Origin of the sequence: Gilliamella sp. Fer1-1 (assembly GCF_001690825.1) — a bacterium.
Taxonomy (GTDB): Bacteria; Pseudomonadota; Gammaproteobacteria; order Enterobacterales; family Orbaceae; genus Gilliamella; species Gilliamella apicola_C.
In genome coordinates, this window is the sequence record NZ_LZGX01000031.1 from 70,734 (window position 1) to 92,835 (window position 22,102).

Genomic DNA, 22,102 nt, shown 5'->3' on the forward strand with positions numbered 1-22,102 from the left:
TATTTGTTTCGTGATTTACTCACAAATATTAAGAAGCTCTTATCCGATGTTTACGTCATTTGATAAGAGCATATTTCAACCTAGGCATAAATGAAGGAGAAATACTATGTCTAATAATAAATATTTTGTTATACCTCGTCAAATTTCTTTTGATAAAGAATTACTAAATCAAGTACAAAAATTTGTTATTGATTCACCCGCTGCTAATGATGAATTGATTGTTTTATCAGTGCAGTCTAAATATTATTCAATTCGAGATCTAATGAAAATTCTAAATATTTCGACAATTAAAGAAATTAAATATTTGATTAAGAAATTAAAGCTTGAACAAGATAATTATAGATATCTTAATTCCAATAAAGAATGGGTGTATAACAGTAATGCTTTAAATATATTGAATTTATACTTAAAATTTAAAGCAGCATAGCATTAAATTAAAGGCTTATATTTAATGATATAAGCCTTTTTAATTTCGAAAAAATATAAGGAGGGTCAATGAACAATATTTCTTGGCAAGATATAAGAAAGGTAATTTTAGACTTTCTACAACAACGGCTTGCCAATAATAGTAATTATAAAAGTGAAACTGCTAAGCTAGAAAAAGCAAAAGAGGCGGGTGATTTAGTTGCAGTTAATGAAGCTCAGCAAAAATTAGATGAGTTAGCCAAGCGATTTGATTTTGAAACGTGGATGGAAGATGCAGCAACAAGGAGAATATTTTGGATTTCTTTATGTCATTTTATATCAAAAGGAATTCATTCTTCTAGCTTGGGTGATAATATTAATCATTCAACACGATCTCAACCAACAGGACAGCAATATATTTCTTCAGCAACACCTACAATTATTCCGATAGATTGCTCAGGGAATGCGGCTGCTCTTGATATTTTTTCTTTATTAAATCAATCTATTAAAGATGATATAACATTTTTACAATTGATAGTAGATGAGCATCCAGCTATTTTACCCGCTCTTTCAGATGATCGACAAAAAGCATCGCTTTATTTAGCTAATTTTAAAAAAGCAATCTTTAATGATTTTAGCAAACCTAAAACCTCGGAATTGAATAAGCAATTATATTGGACGAATAGTGAAGAGACTTATTTATCTGATCAAGAAAATAATTATCGATTATTAATTCCTTTGCATCCGAGCTCATTGTGTCATTTGGTTTATCAAAAAGTACAATCACGATTTTCAGAAGAAAATAAATATGCACGAGAATTGCGTAAGAAAAAGGATGTTGTACATCAGCCTTATTTTTCTTTTCATGATTTAGCCGTTGTTAAATTGGGAGGAAGTAACCCTCAAGGCGTAAGCCAGTTAACTAGTAATCAGGGCGGGCGCAACTTTTTATTACCCTCAATGCCGCCAAAATTGGCTAAAACTGCTTTTCCTTCAATTTCAAACTTTAAGGAAACTATTTTTGATCAAGCTCTTCAATATTATTGCCGATATGGTTTTAAATTATTATTTGAGACAGTTCAAGACAAAAAAAATAATTTCTTAGTAAGAAATAAGAGAAAAGAGGCATTTTTTATCATTTTAACATTAGTTCTTAAGTTTGCGGCACATATCCAAAAAACCAAAGATGCCGGTTGGAGTCGGGAATCTTCGCTTAAATTTTCGCAACAACTTTGGCTTGATCCAAAACGAGCACTATTGGATGGTGAAACAGATTTTAAACTAAGATACGAACAAGGTGATTGGCAACAAGAGCTAGAAAAACAATTTGCCTCTTGGATTCAAACGATTTTAAAAAATAAATTCAAAAATATTGAAAAACAATTTGATGATGTTGAATATAGTGAATGGCGAAGTGAATTTAATGCGGCAGTAAAAGCGAGCCAACGCAAAAGAGAGGGGATATTTTAATGGCATCATTAACTTATTATTTATTCTTTGATCATGTCCAAATTCATAATGCTAATGCAATCTCTAGCCCATTAACCTATGGATTCCCTGCTATTTCAGGATTTTTAGGGGCGATTCATGCTTTAAGTCGAAAAATTGAATCAGAAAATCCCATTTACTTAGATGGTGTGTTAATTGCATGTCATGAATGTGATGTACAAGTTTATCGACCAAGCAACTATGCGGATTATACGTTTCGATTAACGCGCAATCCACTCTCTAAAAATGGCAGTACTCGTTCCATTATTGAAGAAGGGCGCGCTCATTTAGATGTTTCATTACTTGTCGAGGTAAAAATTGAAGATCCGGAGACATTATATGACGTCGAGCAAAAACAAGCATTTATCCAACAAATGGAACAGAAGCTTTACCAACAACGTATAGCGGGTGGTCATGTGGTATTTATTGGCGATGTCAAATTAATTTCTTCTGATGAACCAGATATTGATTTAGCTAATTTATTATTACCGGCATTTGTTTTAGTTGAAGCACCACAAGATTTACAAGATATTACTGCTGAATTACAGCAACAAGATCCTAATGCTACCGCACTGGATGCATTAATTGAAACGGCAATGCTACACCATAATCCGCAAGAAGATGGGCATTGGCAAACCACGTCGGTTAAGCAAGATCGTGGTTGGCTTGTTCCTTTACATTTGGGCTATCAAGCAATTTCGCCGCTGTTTGCCGCAGGTAAGGTTGAACATGCACGCAGTAATGAACATGCCACGCAATTTGTGGAGTGTATATATGGGCTGGGTAAATGGGTCTTTCCTTTGCGTTTGCAAAAGAATTTATCACAGGCTTTTTGGCGTTATCAATGTAGTGAATTGCAATCTAATGATGCAGAAATTTATATTATTAATCAAGAAACCAATTAAGTAAATTTAGAAAATTATAGAATAAGGAATACATTATGAGTAAAGATAAAATTACCACCGCCAGCGTACTTGCTTTTGAACGTAGTTTTGATATTTCAGATGCCATTTTTGCACAGCAGGATCCTAAAGATAGCAATAAATTATCCCCTGTTGTGGTCACTGAAAAATCAGTGCGAGGCACTATTTCAAATCGCCTTAAAAATGCAGTAGCCAACGATCCAACCAAATTAGATGCTGAAATACAAAAACCAAATTTACAGACAGTTGATGTTGCAGCATTAGATGCCGATAAAGAGACTTTAGTGATTAAATGGAGCTGTAAAGTGTTACCTTTTTTAGGTAAACCGTCGGTATGTAATGAAATTGAATATCAAGAAGCGTTAGAAAAAACAACCCAAGACTATATCCAAACACAAGGGTTGACTGCGTTGGCTAAGCGTTATGCCATTAATATCTTAAATGGCCGTTGGTTATGGCGTAACCGTATGGCAGCGGAGCAAATTAGCCTGTCAATTACTCGTAAAGTTGATAAAGATAATAAAGGTAGTAAGGATGAAAAAACAATCGTCGAAGTGAGTGATGTTAAGCAATATCAACTGAACTCATTTGATTATGATGATAAAGCAGTAAATGATCTCACAGCGCTGATTGAAGCAGGCTTATTAGGTAAAGAATTTGTGATTTTTAATGTTGAAGCTAAGCTAAAAATGGGCTTAGGTCAAGAAGTTTACCCGTCACAAGAACTAATTTTAGATACGGGTAAAACAAAGAGCAAAGTACTCTACGAAAAAAATAAACAAGCTGCTATGCATTCCCAAAAAGTCAGTAATGCGATTCGAACTATCGATACGTGGTATGAAGATAATGCATCATTTCCAATCGCAATAGAACCGTATGGCTCGGTAACGTCAATGGGGCACGCTTTCCGTCAACCAAAACAGAAATTAGATTTTTATACCTTGTTTGATAATTGGGTATTAAAGGGTGAAAAACCAACGCTTGAGCAGCAACATTATGTGATTGCGGTATTAATTCGTGGTGGTGTCTTTGGTGCTAGTGGCAAGGAGTAAATAAGATGCACTCACACTATTTAGAACTGCGAGCGATTTCGCAAATTGAAATCACCGAGGTGGATGTGATGAATCAAGTGATGCAGTCTCTCCACCAAATTTTGGTCAATCATCAAGGAAATATTGCAATAAGCTTTCCTTGCTATAATGTGCACCGAACATTAGGCGGAGTAATTCGCCTATTTGGTACCGAGCAGGAGCTACAAAACCTTAAAGCAGATATACAGCAAAAATCATCAATTAGTGATTATGCTTTACCGATGTCTATTGAAGCTATTCCCGATACGATAAAAGGTTATTTACGTTTAATTCGTATTCATCCAAAAGGGCAAAGCGCATTGAGGCGTGCTGAAAAAAGATTAACAGCACAAGGTAAATGGTCGGCAGAGGTTAAACAAAAAATGATAGAAAAATGGGGAAGCGTTAATTTGCAATACCCTCATATTCACCTTGCCAGTAAAAGTACTGGGCAAAAGTTTATTTTGTGGTTAAAACAAGAAAAATGCTTAAAGCCTGTATCAGGTACATTTAATAGCTATGGGTTAAGCCAAACAGCTACCGTTCCCGATTTTTAAATTGGCAACCCTTTTTTTGAGGATAATTTTAACTAATTGATTATTATCGATATTAATATGAGCTCAAAAAAAAGGTAAAAATAGAGGAAAATATCGAAAGCTCTTTTACAATAAGGCAATTTTGCAAAAAAACTCTAGTTTACTGCCGTATAGGCAGTTTAGAAAAAAGTGTTTCTAGTTTTTATTAACTGAAACACTTTATTATTAGTATCATCAAGTAACTATTCTGCACCAATTTGTGTACTCATTTTTATCTCTCGATTATCGGCGATTTCTAAATTTGACAATACGGCTAATTGAGGAAAATTCTGACGTAAAAATTGTGATAACATCGGTCTTAGTGTATGGTTCACTAATAATACTGGTGGAGCGCCGATTGCTTCTTGTTGATTAATGGCTTGCTTAACTTGCTCTATGATATGCTCAGCTAGTCCTGGCTCAAAATTGCTTGTATTTTGTAGAGCTTGTAATAATAAGCGTTCTAAATTGATATTTAATCCTATTACATTGATTGGATCTGAACCCGAAAACCATTGTTGGGTGATAACTCTGCCTAAAGCTATTCTAACCATACTAAGTAATTGATAAGCATCATTTTGGGTAGGCGCATGTTCACAGATTGTTTCAATAATGGTACGCATGTCACGAATTGATACTTTTTCGGCGATCAAGTTTTGTAATATTTTATGAAAAGTGGTTAGTGTAATAACCCCAGGGATAAAATCTTCCACTAGTTTTGGAATATCTTGTTTGATTCTTTCGAGCAACTCTTGGGTTTCTAAGCGCCCTAATAGATCGCTGGCAAATTGTTGTAATAAATGATTAAAATGAGTGGCAATCATGGTACTTGTATCCACAACAGTGTAACCTAATATTTGTGCATTTTCCTTATTGCTTTCATCAATCCATATTGCAGGTAATCCAAAGGCGGGTTCAGTTGTTGGAATACCTTCGATAGTTTCGGTGACATTACCCGGATTAATAGCTAACCATTTATTATTAACAATTTCACCTTTGCCGATTTCGCCACCTTTGATAAATATCTTATATTGATAAGGTGCTAATGAAAGATTGTCTCTTATATGAACTTGGGGCGGTAAAAATCCCAGTGTTTGCGCAAATTTTTTGCGTAAACTGCGGATCCGACTGAGCAATTCACCGTTTTGGGTTTGATCTACCATAGGGATAAGCCCATATCCTACTTCCATTGCTAATATATCTTCAATATTAACATCGGACCACGTCGCTTCGATATTGGTTGGTGTAGTTGCTTGTGCATTAACTTGTTTGGGTTGCGTTGTTTGTTTTGTTTTTCTCTGTTTAGTTAGCCACCAAGAAAGTGATGATAAAATAGCGGTAAAGAGTAAAAATACTAAATTGGGCATACCAGGAATTAGCCCAAGTAAACCAATGACAACCGCGGTTAAAATTAATACTTGTGGATTGTTAAATAGCTGGCTGAGCATTTGTTCGCTGATATTGTCTTGTGATGATACACGCGTAACAATTACACCAGCTGCTGTTGAAATGATTAATGAAGGAATTTGCGCAACTAACCCATCACCAATAGTGAGTAATACATAGGTCTTACTCGCATCAGATAGTGTCATATCATGTTGGATAACTCCAACGAGTAACCCTCCAATAATGGTAATTGCCATTATCAATAACCCAGCGATAGCATCGCCACGGACAAATTTACTGGCACCATCCATTGAGCCATAAAAATCTGCCTCTTGACTTACTTCAGCTCGGCGTGCTTTGGCCTCGTCTTCTCCTATTAAACCGGCGTTAAGATCGGCATCAATAGCCATTTGTTTACCTGGCATACCATCTAAAGCGAAGCGTGCACCAACTTCAGCTATTCTACCTGCCCCTTTGGTGATGACCATAAAGTTAATGATAACTAAAATGATAAATACGACGATACCAATAGCAAAATTACCACCAACCAAAAAGTGCCCAAAGGCTTCAATAACGCGCCCAGCTGCAGCGCTACCAGTATGCCCTTTTAGTAATACCACTCGTGTTGATGCAACGTTTAACGAGAGCCTTAATAAGGTTGCAAACAATAAAACAGTTGGAAATGCGGCAAAATCAAGCACGCGTTTAGTAAATAATGCCACAATTAATATAATAATTGATAACGCAATATTAAACGTAAAAAATAGATCCAAAATAAATGCTGGGAGTGGTAATACCATCATTGAAAGAATCAATAAGATTAGCATTGGGCCAGCTAAGATCTGATAATGTCCATTCTTTAATGTATTTATTGATAATAAAGTCAGTAGTTTAGATTTAATCATAAGATTAGTAATTACCTTTATTTATTTTCGGATAATGATTCAGGTACAGGTAAATTATTCGGCACAGGTGGTTTATCACCGCCATATTTATGCCAATGTTTTAATTGATATACCCAAGCTAATATTTGTGCGACAGCAGTGTATAATTCAGTTGGAATCGTTTGCCCTATTTCGCCATGGCGATATAAAGCCCGCGCAAGAGGAGGGGCTTGTAATTGTGGGATATTATGCTCGCTGGCGATCTCTTTAATGCGTAAGGCAATGTTATCTGTTCCTTTTGCTAATAATTTAGGTGCAATCATTGTTTTTTCATCATATTGCAGAGCGACGGCGTAATGGGTTGGGTTGGTAACAATGACATTGGCTTTGGGCACATCTTTCATCATGCGGCGCCTAGCAATTGCTTGTTGCATTTGGCGAATACGTCCTTTAATTTGCGGATTTCCCTCTTGCTCTTTAAACTCATCTTTAATTTCTTGTTTTGACATTTTCAGTTTTTTTAAATTGCTCCATATTTGATAAAAGATGTCAAAACCAACCATTGGTATTAAAGATATAACGCTTACAATTCCACAAAGGATCACTAGCTGTATTGCTTTTGCTAATGCATTATTTAAATGCATATTGGGTAACGAAAGCATGTCAGGAAAATGGTGCATTAAAAACAATGTTGAAGCGATAGCAATTAAAATAACTTTAAGTATACTTTTTAGTAACTCAGAAAAAATTTTAGTACTAAATAACCTACTCAACCCAGATATTGGATTGAGCTTTTTAAAATTTGGTTTAATTGATTGTAGGCTAAAAAGCAATCCCCCCACACAAAGCGGTGCAAAGAGAGCAATAATTACTAGCCCCAAAAAAATTGGTGCAATTGACAAAAAACCATGGGTGAATGAGTTGACTAAGTTGGAGATGATTAACTTCTCGTCTTTGACTTTGTACGAAAACTTCATTGCTGTTTTTATGATTGCGATTAACTGGTTAACTAAATATGAACCCATCAACCAAAACAAGGTCGTACCGATTAACAAGATTAATAACGAAGTTAATTCACGAGATCGAGGGATCTGTCCCTTTTCCCTAGCCTTTTTTATTTTGCTATCGGTGGGATGTTCGCTTTTATCTAGATCATTATCGTCAGCCATGATGAATTAAATGAAACTTCATAGTTTAATTAACGTTTACCATGCTAACAGTATGAACTAATCGCTAACAAGTTATTGGCTTAATAAGAGGGCATTTTTGGGGGTATTTATCTCGTTTACCATCGACAAAGATCAATTAACTCAAACTTTGGCTCGCTTAGATAAGATAACATCGGTTTGTTGATAACCATTATTCGTATAAATAGCAGGGCTATTTAGGCCTTTAAGATAATTAATCGTTTGTTGGGTTATATTCATACGATTTTGGATAATTAATCCATTATCGCGATTTATATTGGCTAACAATTTTGTTTTATCAGTAATTAATTGCCAATGTGTTGCGATTGCTGAGTTTTCTATATAAGGCGGTTGAATATCAAATTGTTTATTTAATTTTATCCGTTTTTCATCAAGTAACTTTAATTGAATGAGTAACTCATTTTTTTTATTGATAATATCATTTAACTGATTGGTTGAACTATTTTCAATTAATAATTGCTGCTCTGTTTGTAGAATTGTTGAAAGTGTTTGTAACATTTCTGTTATTTTATTTAGGATGTCATCGAGTGCTAACATTTTGGTATCCCTTGTAAATCTGACTTATTTTCAAATATCTTCTAGTAATTGGTTTATCAATTTATCGGCAATTTTATGCGTATCAATAGCCAATGCACCGTTAATAATTGCTTGTTTTATTCTTTCGATTTTTTCTTCATCAACGTCTTTGTCAGTTGCGTGTAAAAGGTGCATTGCGTCTTGAGTTATACTCACGGTAGTACTTGCCTTCGCACTCATTTTTGGTGGTACAGATGCAGTGTGATTTTTCTGTTGCTCATTAACTATATCACGGCTAACTATACCTGATATGGTTGTGATGGATTTTGTTGCATCTATACTCATAAAATACCTTTAATCAAATTTACGATTTAAGTGACGGGCTTAATGTTATTATCGGCAATAATAAAAAAATCATTAATATTATTTATTAAAAATAATTACGCCTTGATAAGTTAACGTACCTTCAACAATATTGTCAGAATTAAGTTTAACTTTAATTTTATCATTTAATACTGCATTGCTTAGCGCTTTCCCGTTAGTGGTTATTTCATACCCATCGCCATTTATTATCACTTTAACTTGTTGCCCTGCTTTTACGAGCCAATTTTTTTGAAGCATGGTTGTTTTTATTGGTTCATTGTGATCAATATTTCTTAATGCAATATGATTAAGAATATCGGCTTTATTTAAAATAATCGTCGCAGGTAGCTTATCTAGCCTGCCTGATTGTATCTGTATATGAGCTTCGTTAATTACAGTTCCTGCACTTATTGCTTGATTAGCTACAACATAATTACTTATGACAGCCACATTAATCCGCATAAATTTTTTCTTATTATCACATTGAGCATAAATGGTCATGTTTCCCCATGGTTTTTTTTTATTCAATAATGAAAGTACTGGGGTATCGCAACTCAGTTGCGGTTTAGGGGTAAGGTAAGTAATTAAAATATCTTCTACTTTATGGTCAAACTGCTGAGATATTAAATTGTTAATTTGTTTATCAAGACAATTAGCTAAAACACTATTCCAGTTAAATAGCATAACAACAGTTAGTATTAGTTTTGCAATCTTAATCATATTGATCGGCATTCAATTAGTGATAAGTTGATTGTACTTTATGATTGCGTGAAGTGAATCTTGAAATAAGGGCAATTTTTACCGTTATTTGCGCGATGACTTTTTTTTTATTCGCTTAAAATCCTTATTATCAAAAAAAGTGAGATGATTTTATGTTTGATAAATTGGATAACTGGGTTAATTTTCACCAACAAGCATTGAATATACGTGAAATGCGACAAAATATTTTAGCTGCAAATATTGCCAATAGCGATACACCTAACTATCAGGCTCGAGATATTGATTTTAACGCAGAATTAAGCAAAGCGCTTAATAATCAAAATCATGTTAATCATGTAGGGCTTAGCATTACCTCAAATCATCACATTGCGGTAAAAACACCAATGGTGGTGAATCAAAATGTACTTTATCGCATACCGTATCAATCGGCAGCAGATGGTAATACGGTAGAAATGGATCAAGAACGGACGGCATTTATTGACAATAGCCTTCACTATCAAAGTAACCTGACATTTTTAGGTGAGCAATTTAAAAATGTTATGTCGGTATTACAACAAGGATAAGTGTAATGAGTTTTTCTATTTTTGCTATTTCAGGGTCGGCATTAATGGCGCAAACCCAACGAATGAATGTCAGTGCCAGTAATTTAGCCAATGCTGACAGTATTACAAGCACGTCTGGTGAAGCTTATCGAGCTAAACAAGTGATTTTTCAAGTGGATGATAAAGGTCAGACCAACCCAATTGCAGGTGTGAAAGTGTCGCAAGTCATTGAAGATCCCTCACCGATGAATCTAGTGTATGAACCACATCACCCCTTGGCCGATGCAAAAGGTTATATTCAAAAACCGAATGTTGATGTTGTTGCCGAAATGGTCAATACCATTTCGGCTTCACGTAGTTATCAGGCCAATATAGAAGTGATTAATACGGCAAAAAGTTTAATGCTAAAAACCCTTACATTAGGGCAATAATAAGGAGTAACCGATGGGCGTATCTAATGTACTCGTTTCACAGTCACCAGGGGTAAAAAGCCCACAAACGACGCAAAAAAGTACATCTGATGGTAATTCAAGTAAAGAATTGCAAGATAATTTTTTAACGTTATTAATTGCACAAATGAAAAACCAAGATCCGACCAATCCAATGGATAATAGCCAGTTAACATCACAACTTGCTCAGATTAATACTTTAGCCGGTATAGAACGGCTTAACACAACATTAGGGATGGTTTCAGGTCAGATCGATGATAGCTTATCGGTTAACGCAAGCAACATGATTGGTAAAGGTGTAATGGTGCCTGGCAATAAAATTTTAGTTGCAACGTCTGAGCAAGAAGCTTCAGAGGCAGGAAAAGAAACCATTACAACACCTTTTGGTTTTGAGTTAGTTCGTGATGCAGACTCAGTTGTTATTACGATTCAAGATGACAAGGGTAATGTGGTGCGAGAAGTTGATTTAGGCGCAATTCCCGCAGGTGTAAGTTCTTTTACTTGGGATGGTATGCTTTCAGATGGAACGGTAGCGCCAGATGGTAGTTATACTTTTTCAGTTAACGCAAGTTGTGACGGGCAAAAAGTGTCATCTACTTCATTATCCTATTCAGTGGTATACGGTGTTATTAATAGCAAAGTTAATAATAAAGTATTACTGGATCTAGGAATACTCGGTTCAATTAGTATTGACGAAGTACGTCAAATTCTTTAAAGGAGATAAACTTCAAATGGGATTTTCTCAAGCGGTAAGTGGCATGAATGCCGCATCAAAACAATTAGATGTCATTGGTAATAATATCGCTAACTCTGCAACGGTAGGCTTTAAAAGCGCCAGTATTTCATTTGCTGATATCTATGCTGGCTCAAAAGTTGGCATGGGGGTAAAAGTCGCTGCAGTAATGCAAAATTTTAATGATGGAACAGCGACAACAACCAACAACAGTTTAGATGTTGCTATCTCGGGTAATGGCTTTTTTCGTTTAGTGGATAGTAGTGGTCAAGTTTTCTATACTCGTAATGGACAATTTCAGTTAGATGCTGAGCGAAATATTGTTTCTGCTGATGGTCTTCAGTTAACCGGATATCTTGCAACAGGAACCCCACCCACTGTGCAACAAGGTGCAGCGCCTGGTCCATTAAAAATTTCACAAGAAATGTTAAACGCCACAGCGACCACAAAGGCGACTTTACAAACCAACTTAAACTCTAATAGTAAAGTTCCAGCCAAGCAACCAATTAATGCACTTGATGCCGATACTTTCAATTATTCTACAACCATTACGACTTATGATTCACTGGGTAATCAACGTAATGTTCAGCTCTTTTATGTTAAAACTGCGGATAATCAATGGGATGTTCACTGTCTTGATAGTAGTGATCCTAAAGCCACTTTACAAAAAGTAGGCCAAATGGAGTTTGATTCTTCAGGCAAATTAATTAGCGATCCTGAAATGACCATTAATATTAATGGATTAAACGGCTCGGCTGACAACACCTTCACTTTATCATTAGCGAATAGTTCTCAGCAAAATATGGGAAAAGAACTCGGTAGTATTAAAACGCCTGTGGTTGATGGTTATGCGCCGGGTGATTTAGTCGGTTATAGCATTAATGATGATGGCTCTATTTATGGTGTGTATTCTAACCAACAGACAATGTTATTAGGTCAAATTGCGATGGCTGATTTTGCCAATGTTAACGGGCTTGAATCAGCAGGAAACAATAACTGGCGATCAACTATTAATTCTGGTGGTGAAGTATTAGGCGTGGCAAATTCAGGCACTTTTGGATCATTAGCTAGTGGCGCGCTTGAATCGTCAAATGTTGATATGAGTCAGGAATTAGTGAATATGATTGTAGCTCAGCGAAATTACCAATCTAATTCGCAAACAATTAAAACGCAAGATCAAATTCTCAATACGCTAGTGAATTTGCGTTAGTATAAAGGCTATTTATGGATCGTGTTATTTATACAGCCATGTCGGCAGCAAGCCAGACATTAAATCGGCAGTCAATTACTACCAATAATCTAGCTAATGTTTCTACGACAGGGTTTCGTGCACAGTTGACAGCGATGAAAGCTGTTCCTATTGTCGGCTATGATACGCCCACCCGAACCATGGTGGTTGCAACAACCCCAACGTTTGACTCGACAATGGGGGCATTTAACTATACAGGTAGAAATCTCGATGTTGCTTTGGCAGAAGATAACTGGTTGGCAGTGCAATTAGCCGATGGTAGCGAAGCGTACACCCGCAATGGTGCCATTGAAATTGACGAAAATGGCACCCTTAACATACAAGGCTATCCATTACTTGGTGATAGTGGTGTATTGACTGTGCCACAAAAATCGCAAGTGAGTATTAGCAGTGATGGTACACTTTCAGCATTAGGGGCAGGGGACAAACCAACGACCATAGCTCAAGTCGGTAAAATAAAAAAAGTCCATATTGAACCTCATCAAATAGTGCGTGGTGATAATGGCTTTTTTCAATTAACCGAACAGGCGCGTAATGAAAACGGTATGGTGATGCCAGATAACCCACAAGCTAAGCTGATGTCTGGTGTATTAGAAGGAAGTAATGTTAATCCTGTTACTGCGATGGTTGATTTAATTAGCCACGCTCGCCAATTTGAAATGCAGATGAAAGAAATCACTACTGCGGATGAAAATGCACAAAAAGCGAACCAAATTTTATCGCTAACTTAACTTTATCAATAATTTAAGTAGGAAAAACTATGATTAAATCATTGTGGATTGCCAAAACAGGCTTAACCGCACAACAAATGAATATGGATATTATTTCCAATAATCTTGCCAATGTGAGTACCAGTGGTTTTAAACGGCAACGTGCTGTATTTGAAGATTTATTATACCAAACTGTTCGTCAACCCGGTGCGCAGTCTTCAGAACAAACAACACTACCATCAGGTTTGCAAATAGGTACAGGTGTTCGTCCTGTTGCAACAGAGCGGGTTCATAGCCAAGGTAATTTAGAAGCAACGGATAACAGCAGTGATATTGCAATTAACGGACAAGGTTTTTTTCAGGTGCTATTACCTGATGGAACGCAGGCTTATACACGCAACGGCGCTTTTCAAGTCAACCAAAATGGTCAATTGGTAACCGCTGCGGGATATGAAATTCAGCCAACTATTAGTATTCCATCCAATGCAATCAAAATGACGGTTGCACGTGATGGTGTGGTTAATGTGACGTTAGCTAATCAGTCAACACAAGTGCAAGTTGGTCAATTAACATTACATACGTTTATTAATGATGCTGGGCTTGAAAGCATGGGCGAAAACCTTTATTTAGAAACGGAAAGCTCAGGTGCTCCCACTGAAAATACGCCAGGATTAAACGGCGCAGGTCTGTTATATCAAGGTTATACCGAAACATCTAATGTCAATGTTGCTGAAGAATTGGTGAATATGATCCAAGTTCAACGCGCTTACGAAATTAACAGTAAAGCGATTTCAACATCAGACCAAATGTTGCAACGTTTAAATCAGTTATAAATTTAACAATATAATAAGCGTAATGAGATATTTTTATATTTTAATTGCATTTTTTTTGTTTAGCTGTGCTCAATTACCTAAACAAGCCTTAGTTGAGGGTAAAACGAGCATTGTTCCACAAATGCCAGAAACTGTGAACAATAATGGTTCAATTTATCAAGCTAGCCAGCCCAGTAGCTTTGGTTATCAGCCGATATTTGAAGATCGTCGCCCGCGCAATATTGGCGATGTGTTAACTATTGTTTTACAAGAAAACGTGAGCGCTAGCAAAAGCTCATCTGTTAATGCTGGACGAAATGGCTCGGTGAATTTAGGGGTAAAAACCATACCGACATTTCTTGATGGGCTAGTGGGTCGTGGTAAAGCCAATACCGAAATGTCTGGTGACAATGACTTTAAGGGATCTGGTGGCGCTAATGCTAAAAATACCTTTAGTGGCACAATCACGGTCACCGTTCAAGATGTCATGATCAATGGTAACTTGAAAGTGATTGGTGAAAAACAGATTGCAATTAATCAAGGCACTGAATTCATACGCTTTTCTGGTGTTGTTAATCCAAGAACCATCAGCGGCAATAATACGGTAATTTCAACGCAAGTTGCTGATGCACGCATTGAATATGTGGGTAATGGTTACATTGATGAAGCGCAAACAATGGGCTGGTTACAGCGATTATTCTTAAATCTTTCACCATTTTAATGAGTCTCATTATGATAAAAAAATTGCGTCCTTTTTTCTGCTTTACCTTGATGATGATATTGGTTATACCGAATGGTCATGCTGAGCGTATACGTGATTTGGTCACCATTGAAGGGGTAAGAGAAAACGCCTTAGTTGGTTATGGGATTGTTGTCGGGCTTGATGGCACAGGCGATCAAACATCACAAACACCTTTTACTATCCAAAGTATCACTAATATGCTATCCCAATTAGGGATTACTGTGCCAACAGGCAGCAATATGCAATTAAAAAATGTTGCTGCCGTTATGGTTACTGCAAAATTGCCTTCTTATTCACGCGTTGGGCAACAAATCGATGTGGTGGTATCTTCGCTTGGTAATGCAAAAAGCTTACGTGGTGGCACATTGATCATGACGCCATTAAAGGGGGCTGATAATCAAGTCTATGCTATTGCACAAGGCAATCTTTTTGTGGGAGGAATGGGCGCAAGTAGTAAAGGAAGTAGTGTCAGTGTTAATCAAACGGCCGGTGCAACCATACCTAATGGGGCAACCATTGAACGAGAACTAGCAACCCGTTTAGATGAACGAAATGTTATCCACTTGCACCTTAATCAATTTGATTTTACCCGTGCCTTAAAAATTGCTGATGTCATTAACAAGTTACAAAAAAACACGGCGGTTGCACTAGATGGTACAACAATAGCACTACAGATGCCAAAAGAAAATACAACTCGAGTGCAGTTACTTTCTCGAATACAAGATCTTGAAATTGGCACAACCCCTATTTCAGCAAAAGTGGTCATCAACACAAGAACAGGTGTTGTAGTTATGAATCAAAAGGTTAAATTGGATAATTGCGCCGTAGCACATGGCAATTTATCTGTTGTTGTAAATAGTAAATTAAAAGTCAGTCAACCCAATACCCCCTTAGCGGGTGGTGCAACAGTGGTTACGCCTGATAATCAAGTCAGTGTTGAGCAAGAAGGTGGCGCATTACATAACATCGCATCGGGCACTGATTTAAACCGAGTGATTAATTCACTAAATTTATTAGGCGCTAATCCTACTGAGTTAATGTCGATACTTGAAGCTTTAAAGACGGCGGGCTGTTTGCATGCTTCATTGGAAACTATTTAAAAAACGATTTATAAAAGAAATAGCATTATGAATAATAAAATTGGACAACCTTTTCATCGCTTTGCTTATGACCTTTCAGGGCTAAACCAACTAAAACGCAATGTTGCTAATGGTTCTGCTCAAGGTATCAAGCAAGTTGCTCAGCAATTTGAGTCCTTATTTATTAATATGATGATGCAAAGTATGCGCAAAGCGGTGCCTGAAAGCGGTTTATTTAGTCAATCTGCTTCACAACTATTTACTGCAATGTTTGATCAGCAAATTGCGCAACAAGCTGCCGGTAAAGGGTTGGGTTTAGCTGATATGCTTACTAAGCAGTTAACGAATAGATCATCAATTAATGCTAATTTGCACTCTAATACTAACTTACAATCTAATAATCTATTACAATCTAATACAAACAATACAGCACAACATCTTCAATTAGCCCAATCTTTATTTAGTCAGGCTCCATCTAACATATCGCCTCAAGCATTAGGGCAAATGTTATATCGTAGTGCTAACAACATGCTTGAAAGTCAGCATAACGAAAAAGTATCAAAAACAACACGTGATAATACAAATGAAAATCATGTTACCCAATTTGTCAAAGAATGGCTTGAGCCAGCCAAGCAGGCAGCTAAACAATCGGGAATTCCTTATGAAATCATTATTGCACAAGCTGCATTAGAAACAGGCTGGGGGCAAAAACAAATCAAGACAGAACATAACCAATCAAGCTATAATTATTTTGGTATAAAGGCAACTCCATCATGGCAAGGGCGTTCAACGCGTTTAACAACGCAAGAATTCATTGATAACCATATGATAAAAATTCAAGATGAATTTAGAGTCTATAATAGCAAACAACATGCAATCACCGATTACCTTAATTTATTAACCAAAAACCCTCGCTACCGCGCAGTAGTTAAAGCTCCTGATGCCAGAACGGCAGCTAAAGAATTGCAAGCAGCACATTATGCAACCGATCCTAACTATAGCGACAAACTTATCCAAATCATTAGTCGTATTGAAAAAATTGCAAAAAATAGCCAGCCAACGGCCATATCCGGCTTTAAGCAAGTTGCATTTAATTGATAATAGGATTAAGCGCCCAATACTGGGCACCGCAGTTTTTTGCCACGTTACCCATTCATTCAAGTTGAAATTCAAACTGTTGATAGCTGGGCAGATATAGTTAAACAGCGGTTTGATATGGGATGCCGTTTAGGTGGTGATATTGCGACAGAAAGGATTGCGGTAAAAATATCTTCCCCCCTTTTTAATTTTGATGCGTTAAAGTATCAGTAAACATTGAAGGTAAAACGTTGTTGCTAAATTAGATAACAAGCAGATGCTAAGGTCATTTTGAATGATGAGGAGGTGGTTATAGATCTGTCTGATGTTATCAAAAATTATAAAATGATTTTCAATAGTGCTACCTCTAAAGTAAATAATGTTGTTCATGATAATATTGAAGTTGTTATGTTAGATTTCTTTTCCACTGAATTTAAGCCTGATAAATTGCTATGTTTTGATTTTATTAGTAAAAATAGTATAAGCATTGATTTTAAACACAAGCAATTGTTGATTAAGTCTAAAGTAAAACAATAAAAATGGTTCAGAAAACCTATTGATTTTATTGAAGTTTTTTAAGGTGGATTTTTAAATCTCTTCCTTCTGGTAAATTAAGAGCAATACCAATGTTTAACATCTCACGATGAAGTCATCGATGATATTGAACGTTAGGCAGCACAGCCAAAATGATAATATTCACAAGAGATGCTAAAATTAGTAGGATAAATGGCTTTATGTTCTAGTCTCATTGGTAAACGTAGTTATCTTAGTTCGTGTATAACAATTAGGAGAGGAATAATGAAATATTACGCAAAGTTAATTGCCTTTGATCCCTATATTGAGGAGCAGGCTACTTTCGCTTTTGGACAGTATCAACTCTGTTGTTTTATTAACTCTTCTCCTTGGGCGCTTAACACGGGTAATATTTACTTATTAGAGCTTGGCTTGTGTTTTATTAATAAAATAAAACCAGAATTATCTAAAGATAAATGCTTTATCATTAAACAACAACAAGACACGTTTACTCATCATATCAACGGATACTTATTTGAAAATAAATTAATATTATCAAATTTAGTTTTTCAAGATGATCTATTTTATGATTTTTCTTATCTAAGTGGCGACTTTATTAAGTGCAATATTGATAGATTTTCTGTTGATATTTTAGATAAATAGTAGCCTGTTTATTATAAATCACCACGATAGAATTAATATACAAGCTACCATTTTGTATCATTTCTTAATCTGGCGAAAATTTGGTTATTAATTTTGTTCTCTTTTCTTGATTAACAAATGTGTAAGAAGTCTCTCCACCATCAAAATATTGTACAATCTCTAGCTTATTTTTCCCTTTCCATTTATATTCAACTTCAACTCTCATATAATCATCTTCGTAAATATCCGAAAAATCTTCCCCCTGTTTGATTTTTTTCCTAAACTCATAAGTAGGATTAATACTCATTGCTTCATATACATCTAATATTGTCATATTTTTATAGAAACAAACTTTAGTTGACTCCATCTCAAAATATTTTGTTTCAAGACAATTTTCATTACGTTTAAAATTATTTATTTTGTTTTCATCTGTAATAGCTAATTGCTTATAAAAAACTAAATGTTTATTATAAGGAATCATTAATTCATTATTATTAAGTAGTATGATAATCTCATAATTAAAGCCCATGCACCTTTCTGATAGATTAGAAGGCTCAATAAAATATAATCCATTAAACTTATTCAAAGATAGATCATATTTTTTTAAATCTTCATTATAATCCTCAAAGATATTAAGTTTAGTCAACTGATTATAGATAGTTTCTTTATCCCCTTTGACTCTCTTAAAATTACAACCTAACACTTTAATTTTTTGTTCATTACCAACAATAAAATTATTTAAAATACTGGCTAGCCATTTCTTTTCTTTATTTTCTACATTTATTTTATCTTTTATTAACAAATAATAATGATTATTATTTGATGCATAAGTAAAATATGGAACTAAAAACAGTAAAATACATCCAAATAAGAATTTTTTCATTTTTCCACTCCTCCAGTAAATGCCCTATGTGTCCGCTGCCCAGCTTCTGCGTAAACCTTCCTTTAAATAGTTATCCGTAAAAGAAGGTAAGTGTGTTTTTTTTCGCTGATTGGAATAACGCAGAGTTCCCGTTAAGATTTGATGTAATTCCTGCATCGCTGGTGTGTAATCTTCTAAATCCAATTTCGCCACTTTATTTTTGCCAATCTTGTTAGATAATTCACCTATCGAGGCTTTTTCTTCTATCGTTTCAAACCCAGGCCAATGCCATGGGGAAACCAATTTGATATGCGCTTGTGCGCCTGCTGTAATATTTACCCAACCTTGTATCAGTACGCCTTGTTGATTCAATGCCTGAATATAACGCCATACCGAATCAGGGTTAGCATCATCGACCGCCATTAAACTCTCATCCCCCGATGTGTCAAGTAATGCCGTGCGTGGAAAGTAGACGGTGTTGCTTTGGGTAAATTATCCAATGAGCTAATGGTGGTAATTCACTATCTAACACTCGCTTCATGTTAGATAAAGGGATTTTTTTAGGCTCGTCAAAACGTTCGGATTGGCTGACATTATGGATGATGTAACCTATAGCTTCTTCTATCTGAAATTCTATTTCTTTGTCACCCATATTTCCATTGTCAAATCGATATATAGCCTATGTTAGCTAGTAAAGAAAAGTTATCACTAATAAATAATTTTATTGTATTTATTAATAACACCATATTTAATCAAAATAATCATCGATTAATAATTCGCTAGCATTGATACAAAATTTTCTTTCTTCATTATTGCATTGGCGAGTAAATAACAATTTATTATTATCCTCGGATTTCTTTTCAAACTTACATTCAGAATTTGATAAAGTGTATTTTTTTTTATCTGTATATTGATATAAATCAGTTAAAATGACATGATTAAAGTAATCTTTAGGGCAATATTTTACTTTCTCTGCTGTCTTTTTTTCAGAATCAAAAGCAATAAAACGACCTGTTAAGTTTAGATAAACAAATTTATCTTGTTTCTTATCATAAGAGTAATAAGCGTCAATGATATTTCTTTCATTAAGGCTTTCTGTAGTTTTAGAAATGTAAAAATCATTATCTTTACCATCAAAATTAGTATCTTTATCTGTATTTATACTAGTGAAAGAAAGAAACCCAAAATCTTTCAGATTATTGATTGTTTGAAATAAACTACCATCCTTTTTCCTGTAAATATTGATCCCGACAACTTGTAAAAATTCACCTTTCTTCTTGGAAATAATAGTTTTAAAGTAATAATCTTTAGTAGATTCTCGTTGTATAATTTCTACATTATTAAATTCCACATTTTTCTCTAGTTTTAAATTATGATCAACAGCATTAACATGTGTTTTAAAATCATAGTCAAATTTTTTATTTAATTTAAATGTGCCATATAATTTTGACTCACATTCTAATGTTTTATTAAAAATAATGGTGCTATCCTCATCAAAATCAATATTTTTTATTACGATAGTATCTATGCTCGATGTGCTAAAGTTTGTTTCAGGAATGTTAAATATTATACTTTTGTCATTTTGATATTTATTAGTACTATTAAGTTGTTTGGGTTCATAAGTTTTATTATCTATATAGATAATATTAATGTCATCCTTATAAAAGGCATCAAAATAGAATTCTACTTTATACTTATCTATAGTGCCTTCATAAATACTATAATTTGCAAATACAAAATTAGAAAAAAACACCATGGTAAAAACCATTCTTTTTATACAAATCATTCCAACCTCACTTTTAGATTATTTCCCCTTTTTTCGTCTATAAAGTGCTTCTTTGGGCTTATCTATGTAACTATCCCCTAAAATAGTACAGCAAAAAAGTAGAAAATTCTCTATGATAAAAGTAAAAGAGGATTTAATGATGAAAAAAATGACTGAAGATCAAATCGTCGCTATTTTAAAAGAAGCTGAAGCGGGTATTCCCGTTAAAGAACTGTGCCGTAAATATGGCATGGGTAATTCAACTTTTTATAAATGGCGAGAAAAATACGGCGGTATGGAAACGTCAGATATCAAACGCTTAAAGGAGCTGGAGGCGGAAAACCGTAAGCTTAAACAGATGTTTGCCGAACTGAGCTTAAAATCCCAGCTTCAGGAAGAAATCATAAAAAAGCTTTAGAGCCAACTGGGGCACGTAAAACGTGGGCACAGCAACTACAACAAAATCATTCGGTTACTATTGTTATGAGTTGTGCCATTGTTGGTTTAAGCCGTTGTGCTTACTATTATCAACCTAAGTTGCAGGATGATTCGGTGATTGTTTCGGTGTTGAATGCTGTCACAGACCGGCATTTACGCTGGGGCTTTCCTAAATGTTTTAATCGTATCAGAAAGCTCGGCTATCAATGGAATCCATATCAAAATACTTGGCCACTACAGTTTAACGCTTTGGCTGAATAAGGGCTGTAAACCATTTGATGCTTTGTGAAAAATAATTTATTAACCCATTAAATTTAAAATGATTTCATGCTGAAACGGTATAGATTCCTGAATATTTTTTACAAAAATGATTGTATTTTTGCCCTAATAAAAAAGGAAAAAATATGAAGAAAGATCTAAAAGAAATAGAACAACAAAATCAATTAATAGTAGTTTATTTATCTTTAAAATAATTGGCTAATTTGTCAATTTTTTTAGATTATCCATTGCAAACAAACAGCTATCATTCATGACTTAATAGCATTTTTTTGCTATAGTAGGCGCCATTTTATTTAATTTGGATGAATCTTAATTATGGAATCTATACCTAATTGCCCTGTTTGCCAATCTGAACACACTTATCATGATGGTTCATTTTATGTTTGCCCTGAATGTGCTCATGAATGGGATCCAAACGAAGTTGTAGCCACTGATGGTGAATTACAAGTAAAAGATAGTAATGGTAATTTACTTGCTGATGGTGATGATATTATTTTAATTAAAGATCTTAAATTAAAAGGATCGTCAACTGTGCTGAAAAAAGGTGCTAAAGCCAAAGGCATTCGTTTAGTAGACGGTGATCATGAGATCGATTGTAAAGTCGATGGTATGAAAATTATGCTTAAAGCTTGCTTTGTGAAAAAAGCTTAATTAGAAAGATTCAGTTCAAAA

At 35.0% G+C, this 22,102-nt stretch carries 28 protein-coding genes; 19 read left to right on the forward strand and 9 right to left on the reverse strand.

The window, feature by feature from the left end:
- The first annotated feature begins 106 nt into the window (after positions 1-106).
- The 5 genes from A9G28_RS04120 (at position 107) to cas6f (ending at position 4,443) form a co-directional block, all read left to right on the forward strand.
- Entirely contained in the window at positions 107-427 is a 321-nt protein-coding gene (locus A9G28_RS04120; protein WP_065579849.1) for a hypothetical protein, read from the forward strand.
- 68 nt (positions 428-495) lie between these two features.
- On the forward strand, positions 496-1,875 hold the full coding sequence (gene csy1, locus A9G28_RS04125) for a type I-F CRISPR-associated protein Csy1 (protein WP_065579850.1): 1,380 nt from the start codon (positions 496-498) through the stop codon (positions 1,873-1,875).
- Positions 1,875-2,798 carry a type I-F CRISPR-associated protein Csy2 gene (csy2, locus tag A9G28_RS04130; protein ID WP_065579851.1) on the forward strand — a complete coding sequence of 308 codons (924 nt, stop codon included), beginning with the start codon at positions 1,875-1,877 and terminating at the stop codon, positions 2,796-2,798. The genes csy1 and csy2 overlap by 1 nt, the downstream gene beginning before the upstream one ends.
- A gap of 35 nt (positions 2,799-2,833) precedes the next feature.
- On the forward strand, positions 2,834-3,868 hold the full coding sequence (gene csy3, locus A9G28_RS04135; RefSeq protein ID WP_065579852.1) for a type I-F CRISPR-associated protein Csy3: 1,035 nt from the start codon (positions 2,834-2,836) through the stop codon (positions 3,866-3,868).
- Positions 3,869-3,873: 5 nt separating this feature from the next.
- The gene (cas6f, locus tag A9G28_RS04140; protein ID WP_065579853.1) at positions 3,874-4,443 is read left to right on the forward strand and encodes a type I-F CRISPR-associated endoribonuclease Cas6/Csy4; all 570 of its coding nucleotides are present in this window, start codon (positions 3,874-3,876) and stop codon (positions 4,441-4,443) included.
- 221 nt (positions 4,444-4,664) lie between these two features.
- On the opposite strand, the gene flhA is transcribed toward cas6f, so the two are convergent.
- From flhA to flgA, 5 genes are all read right to left on the reverse strand, one after another.
- The gene (gene flhA / locus A9G28_RS04145; RefSeq protein WP_065568272.1) at positions 4,665-6,752 is read right to left on the reverse strand and encodes a flagellar biosynthesis protein FlhA; all 2,088 of its coding nucleotides are present in this window, start codon (positions 6,750-6,752) and stop codon (positions 4,665-4,667) included.
- 17 nt (positions 6,753-6,769) lie between these two features.
- On the reverse strand, positions 6,770-7,900 hold the full coding sequence (gene flhB, locus A9G28_RS04150) for a flagellar biosynthesis protein FlhB (protein ID WP_065579854.1): 1,131 nt from the start codon (positions 7,898-7,900) through the stop codon (positions 6,770-6,772).
- 141 nt (positions 7,901-8,041) lie between these two features.
- Positions 8,042-8,476 (reverse strand): flagella synthesis protein FlgN, encoded by a 435-nt coding sequence (locus tag A9G28_RS04155; protein ID WP_065568274.1) that lies wholly within the window; start codon positions 8,474-8,476, stop codon positions 8,042-8,044.
- A 30-nt stretch (positions 8,477-8,506) separates the two neighbouring features.
- Positions 8,507-8,800 carry a flagellar biosynthesis anti-sigma factor FlgM gene (flgM, locus tag A9G28_RS04160; RefSeq protein ID WP_065579855.1) on the reverse strand — a complete coding sequence of 98 codons (294 nt, stop codon included), beginning with the start codon at positions 8,798-8,800 and terminating at the stop codon, positions 8,507-8,509.
- A gap of 78 nt (positions 8,801-8,878) precedes the next feature.
- Positions 8,879-9,538, reverse strand: coding sequence for a flagellar basal body P-ring formation chaperone FlgA (gene flgA, locus A9G28_RS04165; RefSeq protein ID WP_065579856.1), 660 nt, complete (start codon positions 9,536-9,538; stop codon positions 8,879-8,881).
- Between the two features lie 152 nt (positions 9,539-9,690).
- On the opposite strand from flgA, the gene flgB reads away from it, so the two are divergent.
- The 11 genes from flgB to A9G28_RS04220 all read left to right on the forward strand — a co-directional run bounded on the left by flgB (position 9,691) and on the right by A9G28_RS04220 (position 18,107).
- A complete protein-coding gene (gene flgB / locus A9G28_RS04170) occupies positions 9,691-10,101 on the forward strand; it encodes a flagellar basal body rod protein FlgB (protein WP_065579857.1) in 411 nt (136 codons plus the stop codon).
- A gap of 5 nt (positions 10,102-10,106) precedes the next feature.
- Positions 10,107-10,511, forward strand: coding sequence for a flagellar basal body rod protein FlgC (flgC, locus tag A9G28_RS04175; RefSeq protein ID WP_065579858.1), 405 nt, complete (start codon positions 10,107-10,109; stop codon positions 10,509-10,511).
- A gap of 13 nt (positions 10,512-10,524) precedes the next feature.
- On the forward strand, positions 10,525-11,244 hold the full coding sequence (locus tag A9G28_RS04180; RefSeq protein WP_065579859.1) for a flagellar hook assembly protein FlgD: 720 nt from the start codon (positions 10,525-10,527) through the stop codon (positions 11,242-11,244).
- Between the two features lie 16 nt (positions 11,245-11,260).
- Entirely contained in the window at positions 11,261-12,472 is a 1,212-nt protein-coding gene (gene flgE / locus A9G28_RS04185) for a flagellar hook protein FlgE (RefSeq protein WP_065568280.1), read from the forward strand.
- Positions 12,473-12,486: 14 nt separating this feature from the next.
- Entirely contained in the window at positions 12,487-13,242 is a 756-nt protein-coding gene (locus tag A9G28_RS04190; protein ID WP_065579860.1) for a flagellar basal body rod protein FlgF, read from the forward strand.
- 29 nt (positions 13,243-13,271) lie between these two features.
- Complete coding sequence (flgG, locus tag A9G28_RS04195; protein ID WP_065568282.1) at positions 13,272-14,054, forward strand: flagellar basal-body rod protein FlgG; 783 nt, start codon at positions 13,272-13,274, stop codon at positions 14,052-14,054.
- A 22-nt stretch (positions 14,055-14,076) separates the two neighbouring features.
- Positions 14,077-14,754, forward strand: coding sequence for a flagellar basal body L-ring protein FlgH (locus A9G28_RS04200; RefSeq protein ID WP_065568283.1), 678 nt, complete (start codon positions 14,077-14,079; stop codon positions 14,752-14,754).
- 11 nt (positions 14,755-14,765) lie between these two features.
- Positions 14,766-15,875, forward strand: coding sequence for a flagellar basal body P-ring protein FlgI (locus A9G28_RS04205; protein WP_065568284.1), 1,110 nt, complete (start codon positions 14,766-14,768; stop codon positions 15,873-15,875).
- Between the two features lie 27 nt (positions 15,876-15,902).
- Positions 15,903-16,952, forward strand: a complete 1,050-nt coding sequence (gene flgJ / locus A9G28_RS04210) for a flagellar assembly peptidoglycan hydrolase FlgJ (protein ID WP_065579861.1) — start codon at positions 15,903-15,905, stop codon at positions 16,950-16,952.
- 39 nt (positions 16,953-16,991) lie between these two features.
- Positions 16,992-17,165, forward strand: a complete 174-nt coding sequence (locus A9G28_RS13520; protein ID WP_176702110.1) for a hypothetical protein — start codon at positions 16,992-16,994, stop codon at positions 17,163-17,165.
- A 564-nt stretch (positions 17,166-17,729) separates the two neighbouring features.
- Positions 17,730-18,107 carry a hypothetical protein gene (locus A9G28_RS04220; RefSeq protein ID WP_065579863.1) on the forward strand — a complete coding sequence of 126 codons (378 nt, stop codon included), beginning with the start codon at positions 17,730-17,732 and terminating at the stop codon, positions 18,105-18,107.
- A gap of 64 nt (positions 18,108-18,171) precedes the next feature.
- Here A9G28_RS04220 and A9G28_RS04225 read toward each other — a convergent pair whose 3' ends face one another.
- The 4 genes from A9G28_RS04225 to A9G28_RS04240 all read right to left on the reverse strand — a co-directional run bounded on the left by A9G28_RS04225 (position 18,172) and on the right by A9G28_RS04240 (position 20,734).
- The gene (locus A9G28_RS04225) at positions 18,172-18,969 is read right to left on the reverse strand and encodes a hypothetical protein (RefSeq protein WP_065579864.1); all 798 of its coding nucleotides are present in this window, start codon (positions 18,967-18,969) and stop codon (positions 18,172-18,174) included.
- Between the two features lie 24 nt (positions 18,970-18,993).
- The gene (locus A9G28_RS04230; RefSeq protein WP_065579865.1) at positions 18,994-19,371 is read right to left on the reverse strand and encodes a hypothetical protein; all 378 of its coding nucleotides are present in this window, start codon (positions 19,369-19,371) and stop codon (positions 18,994-18,996) included.
- Positions 19,372-19,393: 22 nt separating this feature from the next.
- Positions 19,394-19,600 carry a hypothetical protein gene (locus A9G28_RS04235; protein WP_065579866.1) on the reverse strand — a complete coding sequence of 69 codons (207 nt, stop codon included), beginning with the start codon at positions 19,598-19,600 and terminating at the stop codon, positions 19,394-19,396.
- Positions 19,601-19,696: 96 nt separating this feature from the next.
- Entirely contained in the window at positions 19,697-20,734 is a 1,038-nt protein-coding gene (locus A9G28_RS04240; protein WP_141674682.1) for a hypothetical protein, read from the reverse strand.
- A gap of 112 nt (positions 20,735-20,846) precedes the next feature.
- On the opposite strand from A9G28_RS04240, the gene A9G28_RS04245 reads away from it, so the two are divergent.
- From A9G28_RS04245 to A9G28_RS04255, 3 genes are all read left to right on the forward strand, one after another.
- On the forward strand, positions 20,847-21,131 hold the full coding sequence (locus tag A9G28_RS04245; protein ID WP_141674683.1) for a transposase: 285 nt from the start codon (positions 20,847-20,849) through the stop codon (positions 21,129-21,131).
- Positions 21,132-21,196: 65 nt separating this feature from the next.
- The gene (locus tag A9G28_RS04250; protein WP_065579868.1) at positions 21,197-21,412 is read left to right on the forward strand and encodes a hypothetical protein; all 216 of its coding nucleotides are present in this window, start codon (positions 21,197-21,199) and stop codon (positions 21,410-21,412) included.
- 333 nt (positions 21,413-21,745) lie between these two features.
- Positions 21,746-22,081, forward strand: a complete 336-nt coding sequence (locus A9G28_RS04255; RefSeq protein ID WP_065566382.1) for a zinc ribbon domain-containing protein YjdM — start codon at positions 21,746-21,748, stop codon at positions 22,079-22,081.
- The last annotated feature ends 21 nt before the right edge of the window (positions 22,082-22,102 follow it).

Bases quoted from the DNA above. Each gene is read 5' to 3' on its own strand.
- A9G28_RS04120 (WP_065579849.1), top strand. From the start codon at position 107: ATGTCTAATAATAAATATTTTGTTATACCTCGTCAAATTTCTTTTGAT.
- csy1 (WP_065579850.1), top strand. From the start codon at position 496: ATGAACAATATTTCTTGGCAAGATATAAGAAAGGTAATTTTAGACTTT.
- csy2 (WP_065579851.1), top strand. From the start codon at position 1,875: ATGGCATCATTAACTTATTATTTATTCTTTGATCATGTCCAAATTCAT.
- csy3 (WP_065579852.1), top strand. From the start codon at position 2,834: ATGAGTAAAGATAAAATTACCACCGCCAGCGTACTTGCTTTTGAACGT.
- cas6f (WP_065579853.1), top strand. From the start codon at position 3,874: ATGCACTCACACTATTTAGAACTGCGAGCGATTTCGCAAATTGAAATC.
- flhA (WP_065568272.1), bottom strand. From the start codon at position 6,752: ATGATTAAATCTAAACTACTGACTTTATTATCAATAAATACATTAAAG.
- flhB (WP_065579854.1), bottom strand. From the start codon at position 7,900: ATGGCTGACGATAATGATCTAGATAAAAGCGAACATCCCACCGATAGC.
- A9G28_RS04155 (WP_065568274.1), bottom strand. From the start codon at position 8,476: ATGTTAGCACTCGATGACATCCTAAATAAAATAACAGAAATGTTACAA.
- flgM (WP_065579855.1), bottom strand. From the start codon at position 8,800: ATGAGTATAGATGCAACAAAATCCATCACAACCATATCAGGTATAGTT.
- flgA (WP_065579856.1), bottom strand. From the start codon at position 9,538: ATGATTAAGATTGCAAAACTAATACTAACTGTTGTTATGCTATTTAAC.
- flgB (WP_065579857.1), top strand. From the start codon at position 9,691: ATGTTTGATAAATTGGATAACTGGGTTAATTTTCACCAACAAGCATTG.
- flgC (WP_065579858.1), top strand. From the start codon at position 10,107: ATGAGTTTTTCTATTTTTGCTATTTCAGGGTCGGCATTAATGGCGCAA.
- A9G28_RS04180 (WP_065579859.1), top strand. From the start codon at position 10,525: ATGGGCGTATCTAATGTACTCGTTTCACAGTCACCAGGGGTAAAAAGC.
- flgE (WP_065568280.1), top strand. From the start codon at position 11,261: ATGGGATTTTCTCAAGCGGTAAGTGGCATGAATGCCGCATCAAAACAA.
- A9G28_RS04190 (WP_065579860.1), top strand. From the start codon at position 12,487: ATGGATCGTGTTATTTATACAGCCATGTCGGCAGCAAGCCAGACATTA.
- flgG (WP_065568282.1), top strand. From the start codon at position 13,272: ATGATTAAATCATTGTGGATTGCCAAAACAGGCTTAACCGCACAACAA.
- A9G28_RS04200 (WP_065568283.1), top strand. From the start codon at position 14,077: ATGAGATATTTTTATATTTTAATTGCATTTTTTTTGTTTAGCTGTGCT.
- A9G28_RS04205 (WP_065568284.1), top strand. From the start codon at position 14,766: ATGATAAAAAAATTGCGTCCTTTTTTCTGCTTTACCTTGATGATGATA.
- flgJ (WP_065579861.1), top strand. From the start codon at position 15,903: ATGAATAATAAAATTGGACAACCTTTTCATCGCTTTGCTTATGACCTT.
- A9G28_RS04220 (WP_065579863.1), top strand. From the start codon at position 17,730: ATGAAATATTACGCAAAGTTAATTGCCTTTGATCCCTATATTGAGGAG.
- A9G28_RS04225 (WP_065579864.1), bottom strand. From the start codon at position 18,969: ATGAAAAAATTCTTATTTGGATGTATTTTACTGTTTTTAGTTCCATAT.
- A9G28_RS04230 (WP_065579865.1), bottom strand. From the start codon at position 19,371: ATGGCGGTCGATGATGCTAACCCTGATTCGGTATGGCGTTATATTCAG.
- A9G28_RS04235 (WP_065579866.1), bottom strand. From the start codon at position 19,600: ATGGGTGACAAAGAAATAGAATTTCAGATAGAAGAAGCTATAGGTTAC.
- A9G28_RS04240 (WP_141674682.1), bottom strand. From the start codon at position 20,734: ATGATTTGTATAAAAAGAATGGTTTTTACCATGGTGTTTTTTTCTAAT.
- A9G28_RS04245 (WP_141674683.1), top strand. From the start codon at position 20,847: ATGATAAAAGTAAAAGAGGATTTAATGATGAAAAAAATGACTGAAGAT.
- A9G28_RS04250 (WP_065579868.1), top strand. From the start codon at position 21,197: ATGAGTTGTGCCATTGTTGGTTTAAGCCGTTGTGCTTACTATTATCAA.
- A9G28_RS04255 (WP_065566382.1), top strand. From the start codon at position 21,746: ATGGAATCTATACCTAATTGCCCTGTTTGCCAATCTGAACACACTTAT.